This is a genomic window from Leptobacterium flavescens, from assembly GCF_010671605.1.
GTDB lineage: Bacteria > Bacteroidota > Bacteroidia > Flavobacteriales > Flavobacteriaceae > Leptobacterium > Leptobacterium flavescens.
The window spans coordinates 137,087-157,565 of the sequence record NZ_JAABOO010000003.1 but is presented as its reverse complement, the minus strand read 5'-3'; the positions used below and the strand labels follow the sequence as shown (position 1 = coordinate 157,565).

21 protein-coding genes are annotated in these 20,479 nt (G+C 42.1%); 15 read left to right on the top strand and 6 right to left on the bottom strand.

Going from position 1 to position 20,479, the window contains the following annotated elements; all coding sequences use genetic code 11:
• Positions 1–169 precede the first annotated feature (169 nt).
• Positions 170–1,192 carry a hypothetical protein gene (locus tag GWK08_RS12940; RefSeq protein ID WP_163607647.1) on the top strand — a complete coding sequence of 341 codons (1,023 nt, stop codon included), beginning with the start codon at positions 170–172 and terminating at the stop codon, positions 1,190–1,192.
• 30 nt (positions 1,193–1,222) lie between these two features.
• Here the strand turns inward: GWK08_RS12940 and GWK08_RS12935 are convergent, their stop codons facing one another.
• The 5 genes from GWK08_RS12935 to GWK08_RS12915 all read right to left on the bottom strand — a co-directional run bounded on the left by GWK08_RS12935 (position 1,223) and on the right by GWK08_RS12915 (position 5,743).
• Positions 1,223–2,260 carry an N-acetylmuramoyl-L-alanine amidase family protein gene (locus tag GWK08_RS12935; protein WP_317168164.1) on the bottom strand — a complete coding sequence of 346 codons (1,038 nt, stop codon included), beginning with the start codon at positions 2,258–2,260 and terminating at the stop codon, positions 1,223–1,225.
• A gap of 90 nt (positions 2,261–2,350) precedes the next feature.
• Positions 2,351–3,487 carry an ATP-binding protein gene (locus tag GWK08_RS12930; protein ID WP_163607646.1) on the bottom strand — a complete coding sequence of 379 codons (1,137 nt, stop codon included), beginning with the start codon at positions 3,485–3,487 and terminating at the stop codon, positions 2,351–2,353.
• A gap of 99 nt (positions 3,488–3,586) precedes the next feature.
• A complete protein-coding gene (locus GWK08_RS12925) occupies positions 3,587–4,084 on the bottom strand; it encodes a ClbS/DfsB family four-helix bundle protein (RefSeq protein WP_163607645.1) in 498 nt (165 codons plus the stop codon).
• 19 nt (positions 4,085–4,103) lie between these two features.
• On the bottom strand, positions 4,104–4,862 hold the full coding sequence (locus tag GWK08_RS12920) for an SDR family NAD(P)-dependent oxidoreductase (RefSeq protein ID WP_163607644.1): 759 nt from the start codon (positions 4,860–4,862) through the stop codon (positions 4,104–4,106).
• Positions 4,863–4,879: 17 nt separating this feature from the next.
• Positions 4,880–5,743 (bottom strand): aldo/keto reductase, encoded by an 864-nt coding sequence (locus tag GWK08_RS12915; protein ID WP_163607643.1) that lies wholly within the window; start codon positions 5,741–5,743, stop codon positions 4,880–4,882.
• A gap of 73 nt (positions 5,744–5,816) precedes the next feature.
• On the opposite strand from GWK08_RS12915, the gene GWK08_RS12910 reads away from it, so the two are divergent.
• From GWK08_RS12910 to GWK08_RS12850, 13 genes are all read left to right on the top strand, one after another.
• Complete coding sequence (locus GWK08_RS12910) at positions 5,817–6,614, top strand: DUF4382 domain-containing protein (RefSeq protein ID WP_163607641.1); 798 nt, start codon at positions 5,817–5,819, stop codon at positions 6,612–6,614.
• Positions 6,615–6,766: 152 nt separating this feature from the next.
• Entirely contained in the window at positions 6,767–7,768 is a 1,002-nt protein-coding gene (locus GWK08_RS12905; RefSeq protein WP_163607639.1) for an AAA family ATPase, read from the top strand.
• Positions 7,769–7,813: 45 nt separating this feature from the next.
• Positions 7,814–8,680 (top strand): DUF58 domain-containing protein, encoded by an 867-nt coding sequence (locus GWK08_RS12900; RefSeq protein WP_163607637.1) that lies wholly within the window; start codon positions 7,814–7,816, stop codon positions 8,678–8,680.
• Positions 8,681–8,683: 3 nt separating this feature from the next.
• Positions 8,684–10,357, top strand: a complete 1,674-nt coding sequence (locus tag GWK08_RS12895; RefSeq protein ID WP_239524919.1) for a hypothetical protein — start codon at positions 8,684–8,686, stop codon at positions 10,355–10,357.
• Between the two features lie 2 nt (positions 10,358–10,359).
• Positions 10,360–11,361: a vWA domain-containing protein gene (locus tag GWK08_RS12890; protein WP_163607636.1), complete on the top strand. Its 1,002-nt coding sequence runs from the start codon at positions 10,360–10,362 to the stop codon at positions 11,359–11,361.
• A gap of 1 nt (position 11,362) precedes the next feature.
• Positions 11,363–11,884 carry a flavodoxin family protein gene (locus GWK08_RS12885; protein WP_163607635.1) on the top strand — a complete coding sequence of 174 codons (522 nt, stop codon included), beginning with the start codon at positions 11,363–11,365 and terminating at the stop codon, positions 11,882–11,884.
• A gap of 8 nt (positions 11,885–11,892) precedes the next feature.
• Positions 11,893–12,933: a VWA domain-containing protein gene (locus GWK08_RS12880; RefSeq protein ID WP_163607633.1), complete on the top strand. Its 1,041-nt coding sequence runs from the start codon at positions 11,893–11,895 to the stop codon at positions 12,931–12,933.
• 2 nt (positions 12,934–12,935) lie between these two features.
• Entirely contained in the window at positions 12,936–13,808 is an 873-nt protein-coding gene (locus tag GWK08_RS12875) for a tetratricopeptide repeat protein (RefSeq protein ID WP_163607632.1), read from the top strand.
• A 58-nt stretch (positions 13,809–13,866) separates the two neighbouring features.
• Entirely contained in the window at positions 13,867–15,636 is a 1,770-nt protein-coding gene (locus GWK08_RS12870; protein ID WP_163607630.1) for a BatD family protein, read from the top strand.
• Between the two features lies 1 nt (position 15,637).
• Positions 15,638–16,393 carry an SH3 domain-containing protein gene (locus GWK08_RS12865; protein WP_163607629.1) on the top strand — a complete coding sequence of 252 codons (756 nt, stop codon included), beginning with the start codon at positions 15,638–15,640 and terminating at the stop codon, positions 16,391–16,393.
• A gap of 61 nt (positions 16,394–16,454) precedes the next feature.
• Positions 16,455–16,775 carry a hypothetical protein gene (locus GWK08_RS12860; protein ID WP_163607627.1) on the top strand — a complete coding sequence of 107 codons (321 nt, stop codon included), beginning with the start codon at positions 16,455–16,457 and terminating at the stop codon, positions 16,773–16,775.
• A 159-nt stretch (positions 16,776–16,934) separates the two neighbouring features.
• A complete protein-coding gene (locus GWK08_RS12855) occupies positions 16,935–17,567 on the top strand; it encodes a carbonic anhydrase family protein (RefSeq protein WP_163607626.1) in 633 nt (210 codons plus the stop codon).
• Positions 17,568–17,623: 56 nt separating this feature from the next.
• The gene (locus tag GWK08_RS12850) at positions 17,624–19,495 is read left to right on the top strand and encodes a SulP family inorganic anion transporter (protein ID WP_163607625.1); all 1,872 of its coding nucleotides are present in this window, start codon (positions 17,624–17,626) and stop codon (positions 19,493–19,495) included.
• 3 nt (positions 19,496–19,498) lie between these two features.
• Here the strand turns inward: GWK08_RS12850 and GWK08_RS12845 are convergent, their stop codons facing one another.
• Positions 19,499–20,005 carry a CvpA family protein gene (locus tag GWK08_RS12845; RefSeq protein ID WP_163607623.1) on the bottom strand — a complete coding sequence of 169 codons (507 nt, stop codon included), beginning with the start codon at positions 20,003–20,005 and terminating at the stop codon, positions 19,499–19,501.
• 74 nt (positions 20,006–20,079) lie between these two features.
• Here GWK08_RS12845 and GWK08_RS12840 point away from each other — a divergent pair, with 74 nt between their 5' ends.
• Positions 20,080–20,436 carry a hypothetical protein gene (locus GWK08_RS12840; protein ID WP_163607622.1) on the top strand — a complete coding sequence of 119 codons (357 nt, stop codon included), beginning with the start codon at positions 20,080–20,082 and terminating at the stop codon, positions 20,434–20,436.
• The last annotated feature ends 43 nt before the right edge of the window (positions 20,437–20,479 follow it).

Sequence of the window (20,479 nt, the reverse complement as noted above, 5' to 3'; positions counted from 1 at the left end):
TTTTGAATTAGCCAGCCTGCATCTGTTTAAAACGGGTGCAGGTTTTTGATTTCGGAGATAAACGGTTTTCAAAAGTTGAGTAAAACCAACAGATTTCCTTAGGAAAACGTCCATTTAAATAAAAATCCCTATTTTGGTGCTTTATTAAGAATCATAAACGCCCCAAATTATGAAACCTAAAATGTATCTGCTTGTGCTGGCAGCATTCCTTTTTTCATGTCAGCCAGACTCTATTGACGACCCTTTAACTTCTGACCTTCAAAACATTACTGCCAAAGGCGGGAATGCAAATCTTAAGAACGGGAACCAGAAAGGGAATAACGAAAACAACGAAGAAAATAACGATGACCAAAGTACTTCCGGTGGTTGTAATACCATTTTTGCCAATGGCGATGATGGTAATGCTACCTGCTTTATTGATGACGGATTCAGGCGCTGGGGATGGACTATCGGTCCTCTGAGCAGCGGAGAATACAGCTTCAATATTTACGGAGGTGCCGGACAGTGCGATATTGAAAAAGGCACACTTACCGGAACTCTCAACTTGAGTTATGACGAAGCAAGTGGTACCGCTACAGTTGAATATCTGATGGAAGATGGTTTTGTGCTGAAGGAAACACATCTTTATATAGGTAATAGTCCATATCCGACTTCCAAAAACGGGAAGGAAACAGTTGCTCCGGGACAATATCCTTATAAGCATAACGATCTTAATGATCTGAGCAGGGATTCCTATACAGTTGAAGGTCTTTCAGGAGAGATTTATCTTATAGCTCACGGTGTTGCCTGCGAAGGCGAAGCCACCGACCAGGGAGATGATAATACGGACGATGACGGAAATGGCGGAGATACTCCTCCGGATGACGGAGAGGAGCCTGTTTGTGCCAGCTGCCAGGGTTCTGTAGATAGCCTGAAGTTACAATATCTGGGACAGACAGCTGCAGAAGCAGTGATCATTCAGCAAAGCAATGGTGCTGTTGTTTTTCAGCAAACACTTCAGCCTTTTGAAGAATTTGAGATCAGCGGTTCCTTTGGAGAGAATATACAGATCATGATAGAGAATCAGCTCAACGCAACCTTTATAACAGATTGTTCTCAGGTCATAGGCCCGGGAGTACCTGACGGTTCTTTCGTAATAATTTCGGGTACAAGTACCGAAGGAGGTGTCCTCTGTATAGAAGATATTTTTTAAATCACCTAAAGCCTCTGTTTAACAGGGGCTTTATTTTTGGTCCTCGGTAAAATCGAGCATCAGGCCTTCTCCTATCCATTTTGCCAGTGCCTGACGGTTATCGGGATCAAGGATCCTTCTCTGATCCTTTTCGTTTCTTATATTTCCGAGTTCTATATATACCGTAGCGGGGAGGGTATTCTGTACCATATACAAGCTGTTTCTGGAACTGACCGTTCCGGAATAGGTTCTGTTTGGCTGATATCTTGCGTATTTCTTTTTAAAGGTCTTGTGAATATTCTCGGCCAGACCCTTACCTTTTTTACTTCGCTCATGATGATAGAAAAACACATCTATATTCTTTCCCTTACTCCTGCTGTCCACATGGGTCACTATAAGCCGCTGATAAGTTCCGGCATTGGCCAGGAAAAGCCTGTTAACAGATTCTGTTCGCAGCTTAAGGCGAAGCCGCTGGCTCCTCGGTATTTTTTTGTTGGGATAGTTCACCTCATCGGTATCGAGCTCCAGCAGGCGCTCATCCCTGATCCCGTCGTCTGCGTCCTGAATGATCAGGAAGACCCTGGCTCCGTGAGAAATGAGTTTTCTCCCCAGGCGTAAGGTCACATCATATGCATATTCATCTTCGGAAATGGTTTTGCCCTTATGTTTTACCACCGCCCCCGGATCGGGGCCACCGTGCCCGGAAACCAGATAGTAAACCGCTCCCTCCAGTTGTTTGTCTTCCAGAGGAACGGAAGCATATTTTTCACCAAAGATCGGATACTCTACTTTTTTGGCTTCGGGGACTTCATCGGCTACGGGAGGAGGAATGGAGTCTGCCAGAACTGCTTCCTTCAACTTTACCGGAAGCACAGAGTCCTTAACCATCGGAAGAAGGTAGGTCTTCCCGATAAACAAGCGATTTTCGGGTCCCAGTTTTTCCTTGTTGATATCTATAAATTCCTTGTAGTATTTAGCAGGGTCTATTCCGTGTTTCCTCAGAATGGAAAAGATGCCATCTCCTTTTTCAGCCTTAACCTCCGGATGGGGTTTTTGAGCGTTGACGGAGTAAGCGAAACAAAAGAACACAAAAAGCAAACAGCTCCTTTTCAGAAGAAAAGAGCTCTTCTTGTTAAAGTTGTTTTTTAAGATCCCGTTCCTAAACAATTTATGACTAACTTAATTATATCTTACCTTTCGCAAAATGCGAAGCGATTCCTTTAAAGAAGCATAGACCTCCTGGTCGTACTCCTTAATGATCCAACGGTTTTCCTCCAGTTTCTGCCGGGCTTCATCAAAGCCGTTCAAAGCACAGATCAGGTAGGTTGCCGGAAGGTTCTTCAGGTCGGTCAGTTCATTTTTTTTAAGGGGGACTTTTTTCTTTATCCTCTCGAGGATGGCATTGTTTGAATTGTAAATATGATGGAGTGTCTTCTTATCGAACTGGGGCGGTTCAAAAATAAGGGTGCTGTCCATTTTATAGGTTCCGTTATCCCTGAAGACGATCGTTTTGGTCTCCAGCGGATAATATTTCTGACGGTCATGCAGGCCCAGCTGAACATATTCCGTAGTGGTAAAGGTTTCGTCGTTATAGGTAATCTCCACCTCATCTAAAGCCGAATAGAAAAGCCTTACCTGCTCGTTGATCAACTCTATATCCACCCTGGAGTAATAGATCTTACCATTTTCCTTTTTGGTAAGCCCGGCCCAGCACACCACAAACTGCTCCTTAAATACCTTATAGCTGGATTCCAGGTCGCCGTGACGGTTATTAATAAAGTCGATCACACCGTCCAGGGTGAGCTCAATATTGTTTCTGGCATGTTGTTCTATATCGGCTACCACCTGGGAGTTGGTGTCTTTGATCTCAATATCGAAAACCTTGGGCATGCTGATGCTTCCGTCTCTGAAAAAGATACTTCCTCCCCAGTATTTCCATATGTTTTTTTTCAGGGAACATATATTCCCCGAAGATCGAATAGTAACCAGGCCAACCACTTTTCCTTCCGGGAGGTCCGGAAAAGGGATATTCTCATAGGATATTAACGGAGGATTCTCAAGATAGGCATTCACCAGGTTCTGTATCTTACTGTCATCGAAAAAATCGACCCCCATAATACGGTTCTCCTCATCTTCCACCCCCACTACAATAAAGGAATTATTATTAGGATTGGAATTGGCCAGGGCACAGACATGCTTCAGGAATTTTGCCTTCCCTTCCTTCTCCCCGATATTGAGGAACTGCTTTTTGTCGTAAAAGCTGTTCTCGTCATTATGAGCGAGTAAATTTTTTACTAAAAGGCGTTTATTGATCATGTTTCCCTGCTTCTCTGTTAACTATTCTGTCTTCCCCATCCTCTTCCGGTACTCTTCTGTTTTATTCTTTTCCAAAAACGTGCCAAAACCACTTTTCTTTTATTTCATAGACTTCCTGATCAGATTAAATGCCCAGTTGTAATGACTGGAGGTATTGGAGATCAGGTAAGCCCCGAGAGAGGTGCTGCCTGTCCATATATACCTTTTCTTCTCAAACAACTCTTCATTGGTATGAGAGGTGATGATTTCCTGAGTCCGATAAAACGAATCGCCCAGCATTTCCCTCACCTTATGTATGGGTTCATGCCGGTATTTCTCCTGAATCTTTTTGTTGAGCTCTGGAAGTGTTTTCCAGCTATATCCCTTTGCAGGCATCTCCGGTTTTACACCCTTCATCCCAGTCTCATACCATTCCATCAACATCAAATGCCAATGGTGAAGATGCGCCAGCATATCTCTGATATTCCGGTTGAGTGTCCCTTCGGGAAATTCCTTTTCCAACTCTTCCGAAGAGTACGAATCGATAAGCGTATTCAGCTTTTCAAAATTACCTCTGCTTGCTTCGATCAGTTCCTCTTTGTTTCCCGGTCTTGGCATTTTTGTTCTTATTTCTTTTTTAAAGCTCCTTCTTCACAATTGTACTGCTGGCCTGAGCAGTAGGAAGCACAATAAGGTCGGCAATATTTACATGATAAGGCCTGGTCACCACAAAACGGATAATATCTGCGATATCTTCCGGTGTTAACGGATCAAAACCTTTGTAAACTCCTGCCGCTCTTTTATCATCTCCTTTAAAGCGCACATTGCTGAATTCTGTTTCCACCAGTCCGGGATGCACCGCACCAACCCTGATCCCATACTGATTCAGGTCTATACGCATTCCTTTATTGATCGCATCTACCGCGTGCTTACTGGCACAGTATACATTTCCGTTGGGATATACTTCCTTTCCGGCGGTAGATCCTATGTTGATAATGTGTCCGGAAGCGCGTTCGGTCATCTGAGGAATAATTGCCTTGGAGACATAGAGCAATCCCTTCACATTAATGTCCATCATCGCATCCCAGTCGTCTGTGCTTCCGCTTTGGATAGGGTCCAGTCCATGGGCATTTCCCGCATTATTAATAAGGATATCTATCCTGGCAAATTCCTGAGGTAAGCCTTTTATCGCTTCAAAAACGTCCTCCTTATCCCTTACATCAAAACTCAATATATGCACATCGGTTTGCGAGGAGAGTTCTGCCTTTAGGTCTTCCAGACGGTCCTTTCTTCTTCCGCAAAGGACCAGGCGGATATTATTTTTTGCAAATTCTATCGCGGTAGCTTTTCCGATACCGCTGGTTGCTCCTGTAATTAATGCTGTTTTCTTTTCCATCTATTATTTTATAATTTCTAAGGAACTTTATGTCCCTGACTAGCTACTTGTAATAAAAACCAATCCTCCAGTTCCATATCTATGGCGGCTGCTTTAACCGAATTGGTAATCCTTTCCTTTCCCGTGGTTCCGATTACCGGATGTATTCCTGACGGATGCTTCATTATCCAGTTCAGAACAAGCTGATCTGCTGTTGCCTCGTATTTCAGCATCAACTCCATCAGCAAATTCTTGATCCTGACGGTCTGTTCGTCATTTTCCCTGAAAACTTTTCCCAGCGGGCTCCATGCCATGGGACGAATATTGTTTAACATCATATGATCCAGGCTGCCGTTCAGCATAGCCTCGAAAGCAGTGATGGAAAACTCTATCTGATTCACCGAAACCGGTGCGCGGGAACTGATCAGATCGGTTTGGGAAGGTGTAAAATTCGAGACTCCAAAGTCCCTGATCTTACCCTGTTCTTTTAGAATATCTATCGCTTCTGCAATCTCATCGGCTTGCATCAGCGGGCTGGGTCTGTGTAAAAGCAGCAGATCCAGATAATCTGTTTTCAGGTTTTGCAGTGACGTTTCTGCAGACCAGATGATATACTCTTTGGAATAGTTGTAGTGCTTTACCCGGTTAGGTCGTTTATCGCACATATACTGTATCCCGCATTTGGAGATCAGCTGTATCTTTTCCCTTTCAATTCCGCTTTCGGCATAAGCATTCCCGAATTCTTCTTCTGTGGTATAACCGCCGTATATATCGGCATGATCAAAAGTAGTGATCCCGTTCTCCAGACAGTGATTCATCAGGCCGATCATCTCCTTTTTATCCAGTTGTTTTCCCCAGCTTCCCCAGGTCATGGTCCCGGCAATTATTCTAGAATACTTCATTTTATTCTTAATTTTACGTCTAAACTCAAAAACATACGCGTAAATATAAATAGTTATAATCAAAATTTTATCTATGAAATATTTAAAAACTATTTTTTCAACTTTATTGATAATCAGCTTTACTTTTCTTTTTTTCAGCTGCAATAATGATGATTCCGACGGACTTGCAAGAGTGAGTATCCGGTTGGTTGACGGACCCGGAGATTTTGAGGCTGTAAATATTGATGTACAGGATGTTCTTATCAAGCGTTCAAATGACGAAGATGATGAAAATGGCTGGGAGTCCATTGGTGCAATTAACTCTGGGGTATACAATCTTCTGGAACTTACCGGAGGTGTAAATGTTTTATTGATCGATACCGAGATCCCTGCAGGGAGGGTCAATCAGATACGCTTATTACTTGGAGATAATAATACGGTGGTCTCCAATGGAGAGGAGTCTGCACTTTCAACTCCGAGCGCACAGCAGTCCGGACTAAAACTACAGATCAATGAGGAGCTTATTTCGGGAGTCACCTATAATTTTACCATCGATTTTGATGTTGATAAATCTGTTGTAACAGCAGGAAATTCAGGGCGCTTTAACCTGAAACCCGTTTTAAGAGTGAGCACAGAAGCCACTTCAGGAGTTATCAGAGGTATGGTAGATCCTTCGGATTTCCAGGTTATGGTAGAAGTTATGGTGGGGGAAGAAATCGTATCTACCTTTACCAATGAAGAAGGTGCTTTTTCCTTAAACGGGATCCCGTCAGGAATTTATACGGTAACTCTTACTCCGGATCCGGAATCGGGACTTAGTGTTAAAACCGTGGAAAACGTAGAAGTGATCAACGGTCAGATAACCGATATAGGCACAATCACACTGGAATAAATCAAAAATTCATAAATTTTTACTAAAAGCAACTTCATAAGGAGTTGCTTTTATGTTTTTTAACCAATTGTTAACAGCTATACGCATATAATTTCTACAATTTGCATCATTTAAATGTGATTAGTAAATTCACGCCTTAAAATTTAATCCGAATGGAAGAAAACAATACTATTGACATTAGTGTAATTAATGAGAAAATAACCAAGGAAAGTGCCTTTGTTGATTTACTTACAGGCGAGATCAATAAGGTAATTGTGGGACAGAAACACATGGTAGAAAGGTTATTGATCGGATTGTTGGGACAAGGTCATATTTTGTTAGAAGGTGTTCCTGGTCTTGCTAAGACACTTGCCATCAACACGCTTTCGAAGGCGGTTCACGGAAGTTTTAGCAGAATTCAGTTTACACCCGATTTGCTTCCTGCAGATGTGATAGGAACATTGATCTATAACATCAAACAAAACGATTTCAACATTAAAAAAGGACCCATCTTTGCTAATTTTGTCCTTGCGGATGAGATTAACCGTGCTCCGGCCAAAGTGCAATCGGCACTGCTTGAAGCCATGCAGGAGAAGCAGGTAACCATCGGGGATGAGACCTTTAAACTGGATAAACCTTTCCTGGTAATGGCAACGCAAAACCCGGTTGAGCAGGAAGGTACGTATCCGTTACCGGAAGCACAGGTAGACCGTTTTATGCTGAAAACGGTTATCGATTACCCGAAACTCGATGAGGAGCAGCTTATTATTCGCGCTAATCTGAAAGGAAGTTTTGACCAGGTAAATCCTGTGGTTTCTGTAGAACAGATCCTGAAAGCACAGGAAACGGTAAGAGAAGTGTATATGGATGAGAAGATCGAGAAGTATATTCTCGATATTATATTTGCCACCCGTTATCCTGAAAAATATAAATTAGGCGATATTAAGCCTTTGATCAACTTCGGAGCTTCTCCAAGGGGAAGTATTAATCTGGCAAATGCTGCAAAATGCTATGCATTTATTAAGAGAAGAGGTTATGTGATCCCGGAAGATGTACGTGCGGTAGTACTTGATGTTCTTCGCCACAGGATCGGGCTCACCTATGAAGCGGAAGCAGAAAATGTAACAACGGAAGATATTATCAATAAGATCGTTAACGAGATCGAGGTACCATAGCAGCTTGAAACGTTAGCCCATTTTTGATAACCGTTACCCAAGCCAATGGATACTAAAGAATTACTCAAGAAAGTTCGAAAAATTGAAATAAAGACCCGTCGCCTGAGCGATCATATTTTTGGCGGGGAATATCACTCTACCTTTAAGGGAAGGGGGATGACTTTTAGTGAGGTAAGGCAATATCAGTTCGGAGATGATGTACGAGCTATAGACTGGAACGTAACCGCCCGTTATAACGAACCTTATGTAAAGGTTTTCGAGGAAGAACGCGAACTGACCATGATGCTGATGGTAGACATTAGTGGATCCGAATTTTTCGGAACCGATCAGCAATTCAAAAAAGATATCATTACCGAAGTCTCGGCTACTCTGGCCTTTTCTGCTACCCAGAATAACGACAAGATAGGGCTTATCCTTTTTTCCGATCAGATAGAACTTTATATCCCGCCTAAAAAAGGAAAGTCGCATGTACTCAGGATCATCAGGGAATTACTGGAATTCAAGCCCAAAAGCAGTAAAACAGATATTGCAGAGGCCCTTAAATTCCTGTCCAACGTCATGAAGAAGAAAGCTATTGTTTTCCTTCTTTCCGATTTTATAAGCGACGATTACGAACAGACCCTGAAAATTGTCGGTAAAAAACACGATGTAACAGGAATAAGGATCTACGACCGCAAGGAAGAAGAGATCCCTAACCTCGGAATGGTGCATATGCAGGATGCTGAAACCGGAGAACTGATATTGGTCAATACCCAGTCCAGAAGTGTAAGGAATAATTACGCAAAATATTACAGGGAACGGGTAGATTATTTCCAGAATGCCTTTACAAGGAGCGGTGCCGGAGTATTAAGCAGCCGGGTGGATGAGAGTTATGTAAAGAAATTGTTGGGCTATTTTAAAAGACGAGGATAATTAATGAGAAGTTTCAGATCAGAAATAAAAGAGTATTTATCTCCCGGATTACTTTATCTAAAGGGAAAGCGGGGATCTTTTTTTATGTTCCTATTTCTTATAAGTACACTGGCCTATTCTCAATCGGAGCCTACGGTAAGTTCCAAAATAGATTCCACTACCATAAAGATCGGGGAAAGGATCAACTTTGAGATCAATGTGGAAGCCGATTCTACTTCCGTGGTAGTTTTCCCCGAGGGGCAGACCTTTAATCCGCTGGAAGTGATAGAATCTACCATAGATACATTCAGGAACAACGATCGTTTTCAGCTGATAAAGAAATACGGACTTACCCAATTCGATTCGGGTTATTACAAACTCCCCAGTCAGCAGATACTCATAAACGATAAAAGCTACTATACCGATTCGCTGCGGATACGGGTGAACGATGTAGCCGTAGATACCACCAAACAGAAGATGTACGACATCAAGGAACTGGTAGAAGTAGACAGAAGCTCTACAGGCTGGATGTCCTATCTTTTCTGGATCCTTATAAGTCTTATTATTATCGGTGGTCTTCTGTACTGGTTTGTCTTCAGAAAAAAACCGCTGACCGAAGAGGAGAAAGTAGCCTTGTTACCTCCTTATGACCGGGCACTTCTGGAGCTTAAAAAACTGGAAGAATCCAAATACCTTATCCAGTCCGAATACAAACAGTATTATTCCGAGCTTACCGATATCGTTCGTTCCTATATTGAGGAAGATGTAAATATTTCGGCTCTTGAAAGTACCACGGATGAGCTTATCCTTAAGCTGGAAATGCTGAAAGATTCCGGAAGTCTTAATATTGATGAATCAACGATAAAGCAATTCAAGAATGTATTGCAGACTGCCGACCTTGTTAAGTTTGCCAAATCCAAACCCGATACCAAGGTAGCAGAGACCGACAGGCTTTCCATAGAGCAGATCGTTATAAAAACCAAGGAAGCATTACCGGAACCTACAGAAGAAGAACTGCAGGATAATGAAGAATACCTGGAAATGCTCGCCAAAAAGAAACGCAAGAAAAAACTTGTTCTCGGAGGGATCGTTACCCTGGCCCTGCTTCTGATAGCTACTTCCTTTGCAGTTGCACATTACGGTTTTAATTATGTAAAAGATACGGTTATCGGGCATCCGACCAAGGAGTTACTGGAGAGCGAATGGATAACCAGTGAATACGGTTTCCCGGCTATTTATATGGAAACCCCTAAAGTATTGAAAAGAATAAAACTGCCTATTCCGGAAGAATCTGCAGAATTTATAGATACCAATCAGGCTTTTCTTTACGGGAGTCTTATCGACCATTTCTATATCCTGACCACCTCAACCACCTTTAAGGAAGGGGTTGAATTTGATGTGCAGAAGGCCATAGACGGAAGCATAAGCACGCTGGAAGCCCAGGGAGCCAAAAACATTGTTGTTAAACAGGAAAATATTGAGACCCTGACCGGAAAGACAGGGGTAAAAGCATATGGGAGCATGGTCCTTACCAATCCCAAAACAAATAAAGAGATAAAGAGCGATTATGTATTGCTGAGCTTTACCGAAAACGGAGGCTTCCAGCAACTTATTATCGCCTATGAAGACGGAGATTACTATGCAGAAGCTATAGTAGATCGTATTACAAATTCAATAGATTTTAAATCGGAGAACTAATTATGCTGGAAAATATTCAATTTGCCAATCCTCAATTCTTCTGGTTGCTTTTAATGCTTCCACTGGCAATGGTATGGTATATTTTCAACAGAAAAAAAGACAGTGCTTCTTTAAAGATATCGAGTATAAAAGGTTTTAAAGCAGGAAATTCAATTCTTCCCAAACTAAAGCCTATTTTATATGTTCTTAGATTACTCGCTTTAACAGCACTCATAACGGCCCTGGCAAGACCGCAGACCAAAGATGTATCTACCAGGACCAAAACCACAAAGGGGATCGATATTGTTATGGCAATAGACGTCTCTTCAAGTATGCTGGCCAAAGACCTTAAACCCGATCGGCTTTCAGCCTTGAAAGAGGTAGCCTCCGAGTTTATCAAAGGGCGTCCTAACGACAGGATCGGCCTGGTGGTCTATTCGGGAGAAAGCTTTACCAAAACCCCGATCACCAGCGATAAATCTATTGTACTCAGAGCTCTGAATGAAATAAATCACGGGATCATCGAAGACGGTACGGCCATCGGAATGGGGCTGGCAACTTCGGTAAACCGCCTGAAAGAAAGCAAGGCCCTGAGCAAGGTGATCATCCTACTGACAGACGGGGTTAATAATGCCGGTTTTATTGAGCCTCAGACCGCTTCTGAGCTCGCTGTGGAATTCGGGATCAAAACCTATACGATCGGACTGGGAAGTAACGGGATGGCTCTAACACCGGTAGCTTATAATCTGGACGGAAGTTTCAGGTTCGGTTACAGGGATGTGGAGATCGATGAAAAACTCCTTACCGAAGTGGCAGAAGTTACAGGAGGAAAATACTTCCGGGCAACCAATAATGAAAAACTGGAAGAGATCTACGAAGAGATCAATAAACTGGAAAAAACCGAAATAGAAGAATTTAAATATACTAATTACGAAGAGAAATTCAGACCTCTCGCTATCCTGGCAGGTTTACTGCTTATGATGGAATTAGCTTTGAGGTATACGATCTTCAGAAGTTTTATTTAGAATGGCAAAAGGAGTGATCATACAGGCAAGTTCCAGAAGTAATGGAAATACGGCAAAGATCGTGTCTCTGTTGCAGGAGCATACCTCTTTTGATATTATTGATCTGAATGAAAAAAAGATCAACCATTTTGATTATGAGCTTAAGAACGAAGATGATTTTAATGGGCTTTTCAAGGAGATCGTAAACAATTATCAGACTATTGTCTTTGCTACTCCGGTATACTGGTATAGCATGAGTGGTTTGTTGAAAGTATTCCTGGACCGGATCTCGGATTTTCTTTTCGAGGAAAAGGAAACAGGAAGGAAACTGAGAGGAATGAACATGGCTTTAATTAGCTGTGGTTCGGATAAAGAGGCCATAGCAAGTTTTAACAGGCCTTTTACGGAAAGTGCAAATTATTTAGGGATGAATTACCTGGGAGATGTACACAGCTGGGTGGAGGAGAACGGGATCCCGGAAGAGGTAAAACTGAAACTGATCGGTTTTTCTGAACAGCTTCAGTTAAATGACACTTTAATTTAAAATTGAGCATGTATCAACTAGAGGAAAAAATATATTTTTATGTAATGTTCATCATTCCGGTGCTGGTAGTCCTGTTTCTGGCGCTACAGGTATGGAAACGCAGAACACAGCATAAATTTGCCGACAGGGCACTTCTAAAAAAGCTGAGTCCTAACTATTCTACTTTTAAATCTATCTTAAAACTCATTGTTATTTCATTAGCTTTTGCTAGTTTGGCAATAGCTTTGGTAAATCCGAAGATCGGGACCAAACTGGAAACCGTTAAACGAGAGGGTGTTGACATCGTATTTGCGGTAGATGTTTCCAAGAGTATGTTGGCAGAAGATATTGCTCCCAACAGAATGGAAAAGGCAAAAAGACTGGTTTCGGAGATCGTTAATCAGCTCGGAAGCGACCGTGTAGGTATCATTGCATATGCCGCACAGGCCTTCCCTCAATTACCGATCACCACCGACTATGCCGCGGCAAAGATGTTCCTGCAAAGCATGAACACCAATATGATGTCTTCTCAGGGAACAGCTATTGATGAAGCTGTAGATCTGGCCAAGACCTATTATAATGATGAAGAACAGACCAACAGGGTATTGTTTATCATTTCGGACGGAGAAGATCACTCTCAGAGGGCGATCGATGCAGTTGAGGATGCAGTCGAAGAAGGGATAAGGATATATACCATTGGTGTGGGAACCGCTAAAGGAAGTGTGATCCCCGAAAAGATAAACGGAATAGTATCGAACTATAAAAAAGATCAGAACGGAGAAGTTGTAATTACCAAACTGAATGAAAAGATCCTGAAGGATATTGCCGATAACGGGAACGGAGCCTATATAGATGGCGCGAATACCGAAGAGGTAGTGGAAAAGGTAACGGAGCTTCTCACGCAAATGGACAAAAAGGAATTTGAATCCAAACAGTTTGCCGACTATAAGGATCAGTTCCAATGGTTTATTGGCGGTGCCATATTATTATTATTTTTGGATATTTTCCTGCTCGACAGGAAAACAGCCTGGTTACAACGGTTGAATTTGTTTAACGAAAAAGAATCCTGATTATGAAGAAATTAGTACTTCTTGTTCTCATTTTGACGACTTCTTTTGCTTTTTCCCAGAATAAAGAGGAAAAGGCCAAGCAAAAAGCGGCCAAACTAGCCAATAATTATGTGTATGACGCGAACAAGGAATTGGCCAATAAAGAATTTATAGATGCCGAGGCTAATTACAGAAGGGCTATTTCCAAGAACGGGGAAAATGCCACTGCAAAATACAATCTCGGAAATGCTTATTATCGCGAAAACAGTCTGGGTGAAGCTTTCTCAAGATTCAAGCAGGCCGGAGATGTTGCTTTATCAAAGACCCAGAAACACAAGGCTTTCCATAATATGGGGAATGTCTTTATGAAAAACAAGGAATTCGGTAAAGCTGTAGAAGCCTATAAGGAAGCCCTTCGCAACGATCCTACAGACGACCAGACCCGTTATAACCTGGCCCTGGCCAAACAAAAGCAGAAAGAGCAGCAGGACCAGAACAAGGACAATAAGGATCAGAATAAAGACCAGAACCAGGATCAGAACAAAGATCAGAACCAGGACAAAAAAGAAGGAGATAACGAAGAGAAGGACAAGAAAGACGATAAGAAAGATCAGGATCAGAATAAAGAAGGAGAGAACGACGACAAGAAAGACGGAGAAAAGAAACCCGATGAGAACAAGGATGGTGAAGGAGATAAGAAGGAAGACAAAAAAGATAAAAACAAGGGAGGAGATCAGCCCAAAGATCAGAAAGGAAAACCCAGACCCAATCAACTTTCACCTCAACAGGTAAAAAACTTGCTGGAAGCTATGAATAATGAAGAGAAAAAGGTGCAGAAAAAGCTTAATGCCAAAAAGTTAAAAGGTAAGCCCACCAAAAGAGAAAAGGATTGGTAAACTAATAAATACATTGAAATGAAAGGCCGGCAGGTTTTGTCATTTCAATACTTAAACAATGAAAAAAGTTCTTTTACTAATAATAGCATTCTTAAATGTTTTTGTTACCCTGGCACAGGATGGAGTTGTGTTTGAGGCCAAGGTTAGCAAGGAAAAACTCGGTATTAACGAAAGACTTCTTATCGAGTTTACTATGAACAAGGATGGCGATAATTTTACTCCCCCGAGTTTTGAAGGCTTCCGTGTAAACAGCCCGCAGCAATCTATCAGTCAGGTTTATCAGAACGGAAAAAAGAGCCTTTCCAAGACCTATTCCTATATCCTTACTCCGAAGGCAAGAGGGAAGTTTACCATTAAGCAGGCCACCGTAGAAATTGAAGGTAAAATATTTAAAACACTTCCTATAAAAATAGAAGTGACCGCAGCTGTTGAAAAACCAAGCGACTCAAAAACAGCAGATGACATTGCCGATGACAATCTGCATCTGGTGGCTGAAGTTTCCAAACAAAGCCCCTTCCTGAACGAAGCGGTAAGTGTAGTTTACAAGCTGTATGTAAGTCCTAATATAAACGTAAGCGACTTCAGGCAACTGGACAATCCCAAATACAATAATTTCTGGAGCCAGGATCTCCCCATCAAGAGGTGGAAGATAGAGAACGGCACCTATAAAGGAAGATCCTATCGCTATGTCGTGCTAAAAAGAGTGGTCCTCTATCCGCAGAAAACAGGAAAACTGAGTATTGAACCTCTTTCCCTGGATGTTACGGTAGATGTACCTACCAACAGACGTGACTTTTTCGGCGGGCGAATTTATACACAAACCCATAAGACCGTATCTGCCGGGAACAGAACCATCAGGGTTAAAGAACTTCCGTCCGGAAAACCGGAAGGCTTTTCGGGAGCAGTGGGAAGTTTCGATTTTAATGTCATTCCCAGCAAAACCGATCTGAAAGCTACGGAATCCCTGCAGCTTAAAGTAGAGGTGAACGGGAAAGGAAATCTAAAGTTATTTGAGCTGCCCGAGATCAATCTGCCCAGTTCGCTGGAAGTGTATGAGCCCAAGTTCGATGCCAATGTCAGCACAAACCTTACGGGAACCAAAGGAAAGGTAGCCGATAACTATACCATCGTGCCTCAGTTCAGAGGTAAATACCCTATTCCGAGTGTTTCCTTCTCTTATTTCGATCCTAAAGAAGAAAAATATAAAACGATCAAATCGCAGGAGATCCTGATCAACGTTTTTGAAGGCCCTGTAGGCTCCGGAGTTACGGGAGCTCCCATAAGCTCTCCCGGTTTTAATAAAAAGGCCGTGGTTACTGCCGGGAATCAGTTCCGTTTCCTTAAGCTGAATCCTAATTTACAGCCAGTACAAAAGAAAGATCTCTTTAAGTCCAATTTGTTTTATTCCCTGTTGCTACTTCCGTTACTTATCATTCCGATAGCTATTGTAGTAGGGAAAAAGAAAAAACTTATGGAGGCAGATGTTGCCGGGAACAGGATCAAAAAAGCCAATAAACTGGCCAAAAAATACTTATCCGAAGCCAAAAAGGCCATCGGAAAAAAAGAACTCTTTTACGAATCCCTGGAAAGGGCCCTGCACAATTATCTCAAGGCTAAACTTCATATAGAAACCTCAGAGTTCAGTAAGGAAAAGATAAGTGACCTGCTGCTTTCGCGAAAAGTAAGCGGAGAAACGGTCACTAACTTTATTTCCCTTCTGGAAAGCTGTGAACTGGCAAGGTATACCCCTGCTTCCGAAGTGACTATCCAACATGATTACAACAAAGCTGCAGAAGTTATTTCCCAAATTGACAAGCAAATTCAATAAGATGAAGAAGTTATTTTTTGCCATATTGTTTATTTCATTTTTTGCTTCGGGACAGAATACGGCCCTTTTTGAAGAAGCCAATAAACTTTATAATGAAGGAGACTATGAGGGTGCCATCAACAAATACGAAAAGATACTGGAAAGCGGAGAGCATTCTGCAGAACTTTACTTTAATCTGGGGAATGCCAATTACAAACTGAATCACGTAGCTCCCACGATCTATTATTACGAAAAAGCATTATTGCTGGCTCCGAATGATGAGGATATCAGGAACAACATGGCCTTTGCTCAGAATATGACCTTAGACGCCATTGAAACACTCCCTCAGACCGGTATTGCCAAAATGGTGGAGAATAGCGTTGGAAGGCTTTCATATGATACCTGGGCTGTCCTTTCTATCGTATTTATGATCCTTTTTGTAGCTACCTTTCTCTTTTATTATTTTTCCTTTAAACAAAACCTTAAAAGACTTTTCTTTATTACCAGTATCCTTGCAATTTTTCTGTGTGTCCTGTCTGTTTCCATGGCATTTCACGAATACAACGCAGTCAGGAATGACAGACCCGCAATTGTCTTTGCTATTGAATCTGCCGTGAAGTCAGAGCCTAACGATCGCGGAGAGAATGTATTTCTACTTCACGAGGGAACGAAAGTCAATGTAACAGCAGAATTGAACGGGTGGAAGAAAATAAAACTGGCCGATGGTAAAATAGGTTGGATATCTTCTGAGGACATTAGGGAATTAAAGAATTTATAAGTAATTTAACGCTAATTTACCGTCAGACTGTTATTTTTATGCTCTTAAATGGACCCATAGGATGAGAAAACGCTTACTTACGATTTTATTTCTGGCTAACTTCCTTTTTTCGGTTGTTGCTCCTGTGGTAGTTATTCTTATCAGTGATAATCCTGTAGAGCTTAGTTTCTATCGGGATCTTAACGGAGAAGAAGAAGGCAAAGACGATCTTAAAGTCGATACCGATATCAAGGAAGTCTTTCTCGCCGAAGCCCTTCAGCTGAGTTCGTATTCCAGTCCTAATTACAAAGAACATTTATCGGAGCAATCCCTCCGCTATTTAAATATTTTCCAGGATATATTTCTTCCTCCCCCGGAATCCGGGAATCATAATCTTATTTAATTATTCTTTCCTGAATGATTACCTTTTAGGGAGAAGGGCTAAACGATTCTTTAGCCGGTTCTCACCGCAGAATACCGTAAAACAGACTTTTAATACAAAGCAGTGATCTGAAAATTTCTGAGAAATTTTTTGGTCCTGAAATAATTATATAAAGATCAAATGAAAGCACACACAAAAGAAACTCAAGCAGCAATTACACCGGAAACAGCATTACAATTACTAAAAGAAGGGAACCAGCGGTTCCAGGAAAATAAGAAAGCAGACAGAGATCTCCTTGAGCAGGTAAGAGATACCGAAGGAGGGCAATTCCCTTTTGCTACTGTTTTAAGTTGTATCGATTCCAGAGTATCTGCAGAATTGATCTTCGACCAGGGAGTAGGAGATATCTTCAGCGCCAGAGTGGCGGGGAATTTTGTAAATGAAGATATCCTCGGAAGTATGGAATTTGCCAGTAAACTGGCAGGTACCCGTCTTATCCTTGTTTTAGGTCATACGAGCTGCGGAGCAGTAAAAGGCGCTTGCGACGATGCCCAAATGGGGAACCTCACCGCTCTTATCAGTAAAATAAAACCTGCAGTAGCAGCAGTTACAGAGCCAAGTGATCCGGCCCAGAGAAATTCCCAAAACATAGATTTTGTAAATGACGTAGCTGTCCGAAATGTTCATATGACCATAGATAGAATACGAAAAGAAAGTCCCATCCTCAAAGAGATGGAAGATAATAAGGAAATTATTATCATCGGAGGTATGTACGATATCAGCAATGGAGCAGTAAGTTTCTTTGAAAGCTGATACTCATCTTCCTTCGTTATATAAATACCAACCTATATAACTAAAACTTTAAAAAGATGAAAAATCTCTTCAAACATATAAAAGGAGATGCCTTTGGAGGTATTACCGCAGCCATTGTGGCATTGCCATTGGCTCTGGCTTTCGGGGTTCAATCAGGACTCGGAGCCGCAGCCGGGCTTTACGGAGCATTTCTGATCGGTATTTTTGCAGCGGTTTTCGGAGGTACTTGTACTCAGATAAGTGGGCCTACAGCACCGATGACCGTAGTTAGTGCCGCTTTTGTTGCCACTATTCTGGCTGCCAATAACGGAAATGTTGAAAAATCCCTCCCGCTAATCCTCGGGGTCTTTATCCTGGCAGGTCTGTTTCAGATCGTGTTAGGGGTCCTCAGGTTGGGGCAGTACATAAAATATGTACCCTATCCGGTCGTCTCCGGCTTTATGACCGGGATCGGGGTCATCATTCTGATTACCCAGATATTCTCTGTTTTCGGTTATCAGCCAACTCAGGATGAGGAACTGGTAACAAGTTTTAAGGCCGATGCAGAGGAAGTGATCCTGGAAAATATTTTAAAAGAAGAGGCAAATGAAGGAGTGCTGGTGCTGGAAGATTTCAGGGAAACCATTTCCAGAGCCGAACAGATCTCTCCGGACCAGATCCAGACGGAAGCCGAAAATCTGGCTAAAAATGATACCGGAGGAGTGGTAGGCTCTTTGAAATATTTCGGAAGAGCAGCCAAAAACATCAACTGGCTGGAATTTATTCTGGTCTTATCGACCATTATCATTATCTACGGTTTTAAGAAGATCACCAAAAAGATACCAAGTGCCCTGGTGGCTCTTATTGTCATCACCGCTGTGACCCTTATTTTTAACCTGGATGTTCTTATCATAAGCGATAAAGGTGTTATCCCGAGCGGATTCCCAGCCCTCCATTTTGAGGTCTTTACGGAATTCAATCTTACGGCCTTCATTCCTTATATAGCAACAGCTGCTGCACTGGCAGGTCTGGGAGCTATTGACTCCCTCCTTACCTCTGTGGTAGCAGATAATGTCACCAAAACCAAACACAACAGTAATAAAGAGCTGGTGGGTCAGGGTATCGGTAACAGTATTGCCGGACTTTTCGGAGGAATTCCGGGAGCAGGAGCTACCATCAGGACTATTGTAAATATAGATGCCGGTGGAAAGACAAAAGTTTCCGGGGTAATTCACGGGATCGTTCTTTTAATGATCGTTCTTGTACTCGGGCCCTATGCTTCCTATATTCCTTTAAGTGTCCTTGCAGGTATCCTGGTAACTGTCGGGATCGGGGTAATGGATTATAAAGGTTTGAAGGTAATTCACAAAATGCCGAGAACAGATGCAGTGGTAATGATTACCGTTCTCCTGCTTACTGTTTTCCTCGATCTGATCATTGCCGTAGGTATCGGACTGGTACTTTCTGCCCTTATGTTTATGAAGAAGATGGGAGACGTGACCACTGATGAGTCCAGAGTGGAAAGCCTTCAGGAAAGTAACGGAGAAGAACCCTGGATAGATGAGTTGAACTTCCCTAAAAAGTTTAAGGAAGAAGTATTCATCAAGCACCTTAACGGGCCGCTCTTTTTTGGATACACCAACGATTTCCAGCAGACTATGTCCAAGATCCCGAAGACGGCAAATCATATAATCATCCGGATGGACAAAGTTCCTTATATAGATCAATCCGGTTTATTTACCCTTGAAGATGTTCTGATCGACCTTCTTGATAAGGGAGTAACACCACTGATCGTCGGAATAAAAAGACAACCTCTGTACCGATTAAGGAGTATAGATATTGTTCCCGACCTGGTGCCGGAAGATCATTTATTTGAAACTTTTAAGGAATGTGTTAACTGGGTAAAAGTTAATGTTAAACACGAAGAAACAGAACTGGTAGCGCCTTAGGCGTTACTGGTTTTCTTCATATTCTCGCTTTTCCTGCAACACTTTGGAGAATACAAATGCACCCAGGTCCCGGACCGGGTGGTAAAGAACGGACTCATCCGTAGTTTCCTCATCTATAAATCCGATGGTGTTGTTCGTACGGTCAAAAAATACCAGTACGGCTCCCAGGATGACAGCTACTTTTATTGCGCCAAAAGCTCCGCCCAGAAGTTTATTGACCATACCCAAGGCAGCAAAATCGGCCATTTTGGTCAGCATCTTCCCTGCAAATGAAATAGCTATGATAATAATGATAAAGGTGATGGCAAAAGCAGTAAGATTGATGTATTTCTCATCCCAGTCTACCTGTTCCGCCAGGTAGCCCCCTACAAAATATGAGAAATGGATGGCCCCGTAAATTCCGGCTATCAGGGCTACAAGAGAAGCCACCTCTACAAAGAGTCCTTTGATGAATCCGCGAACCAGTCCGAAGAGGATCAGGCCTCCTAAAATTAAATCTATAAAGTTCATTCTAGAGCAAGTTTTAACAAATATAAGCTTTTGCAATATATCTAGTTTGTACCTTTGTGACTTTCAAAAAAACAATGGCAAGAGACGAAATTTTAAAAGAACAATGGGAACAGGTGGTGAAGAAATTGTCAGCCCAATTTGCAGAGGGTGATACACTCGACCTCGACGCCATTATCTATCTTATCGGAGTTCAGGAACTCGGGCAATTACACAGGGCCTTTAAAAAGGACGAAAAACTCAACCTGATGCATATTGCTATCTGTCGCCTCCTGGAGCCTTACGGTTATTATGAATTCGATTACTTCGATGAAGAAGGCTGGCCACACTATACGCTTAAGGAAGCCCTTCCGACTCTTAAAGCCGGAGAGCAATCGGTATTAATGAAGGAGGCTATTGTACAGTATTTTATAGAGAAAGAACTTATTGACTGAAAAGTTTCCGCCTTATTTCCGACTATAATGCGGATAGCTAATG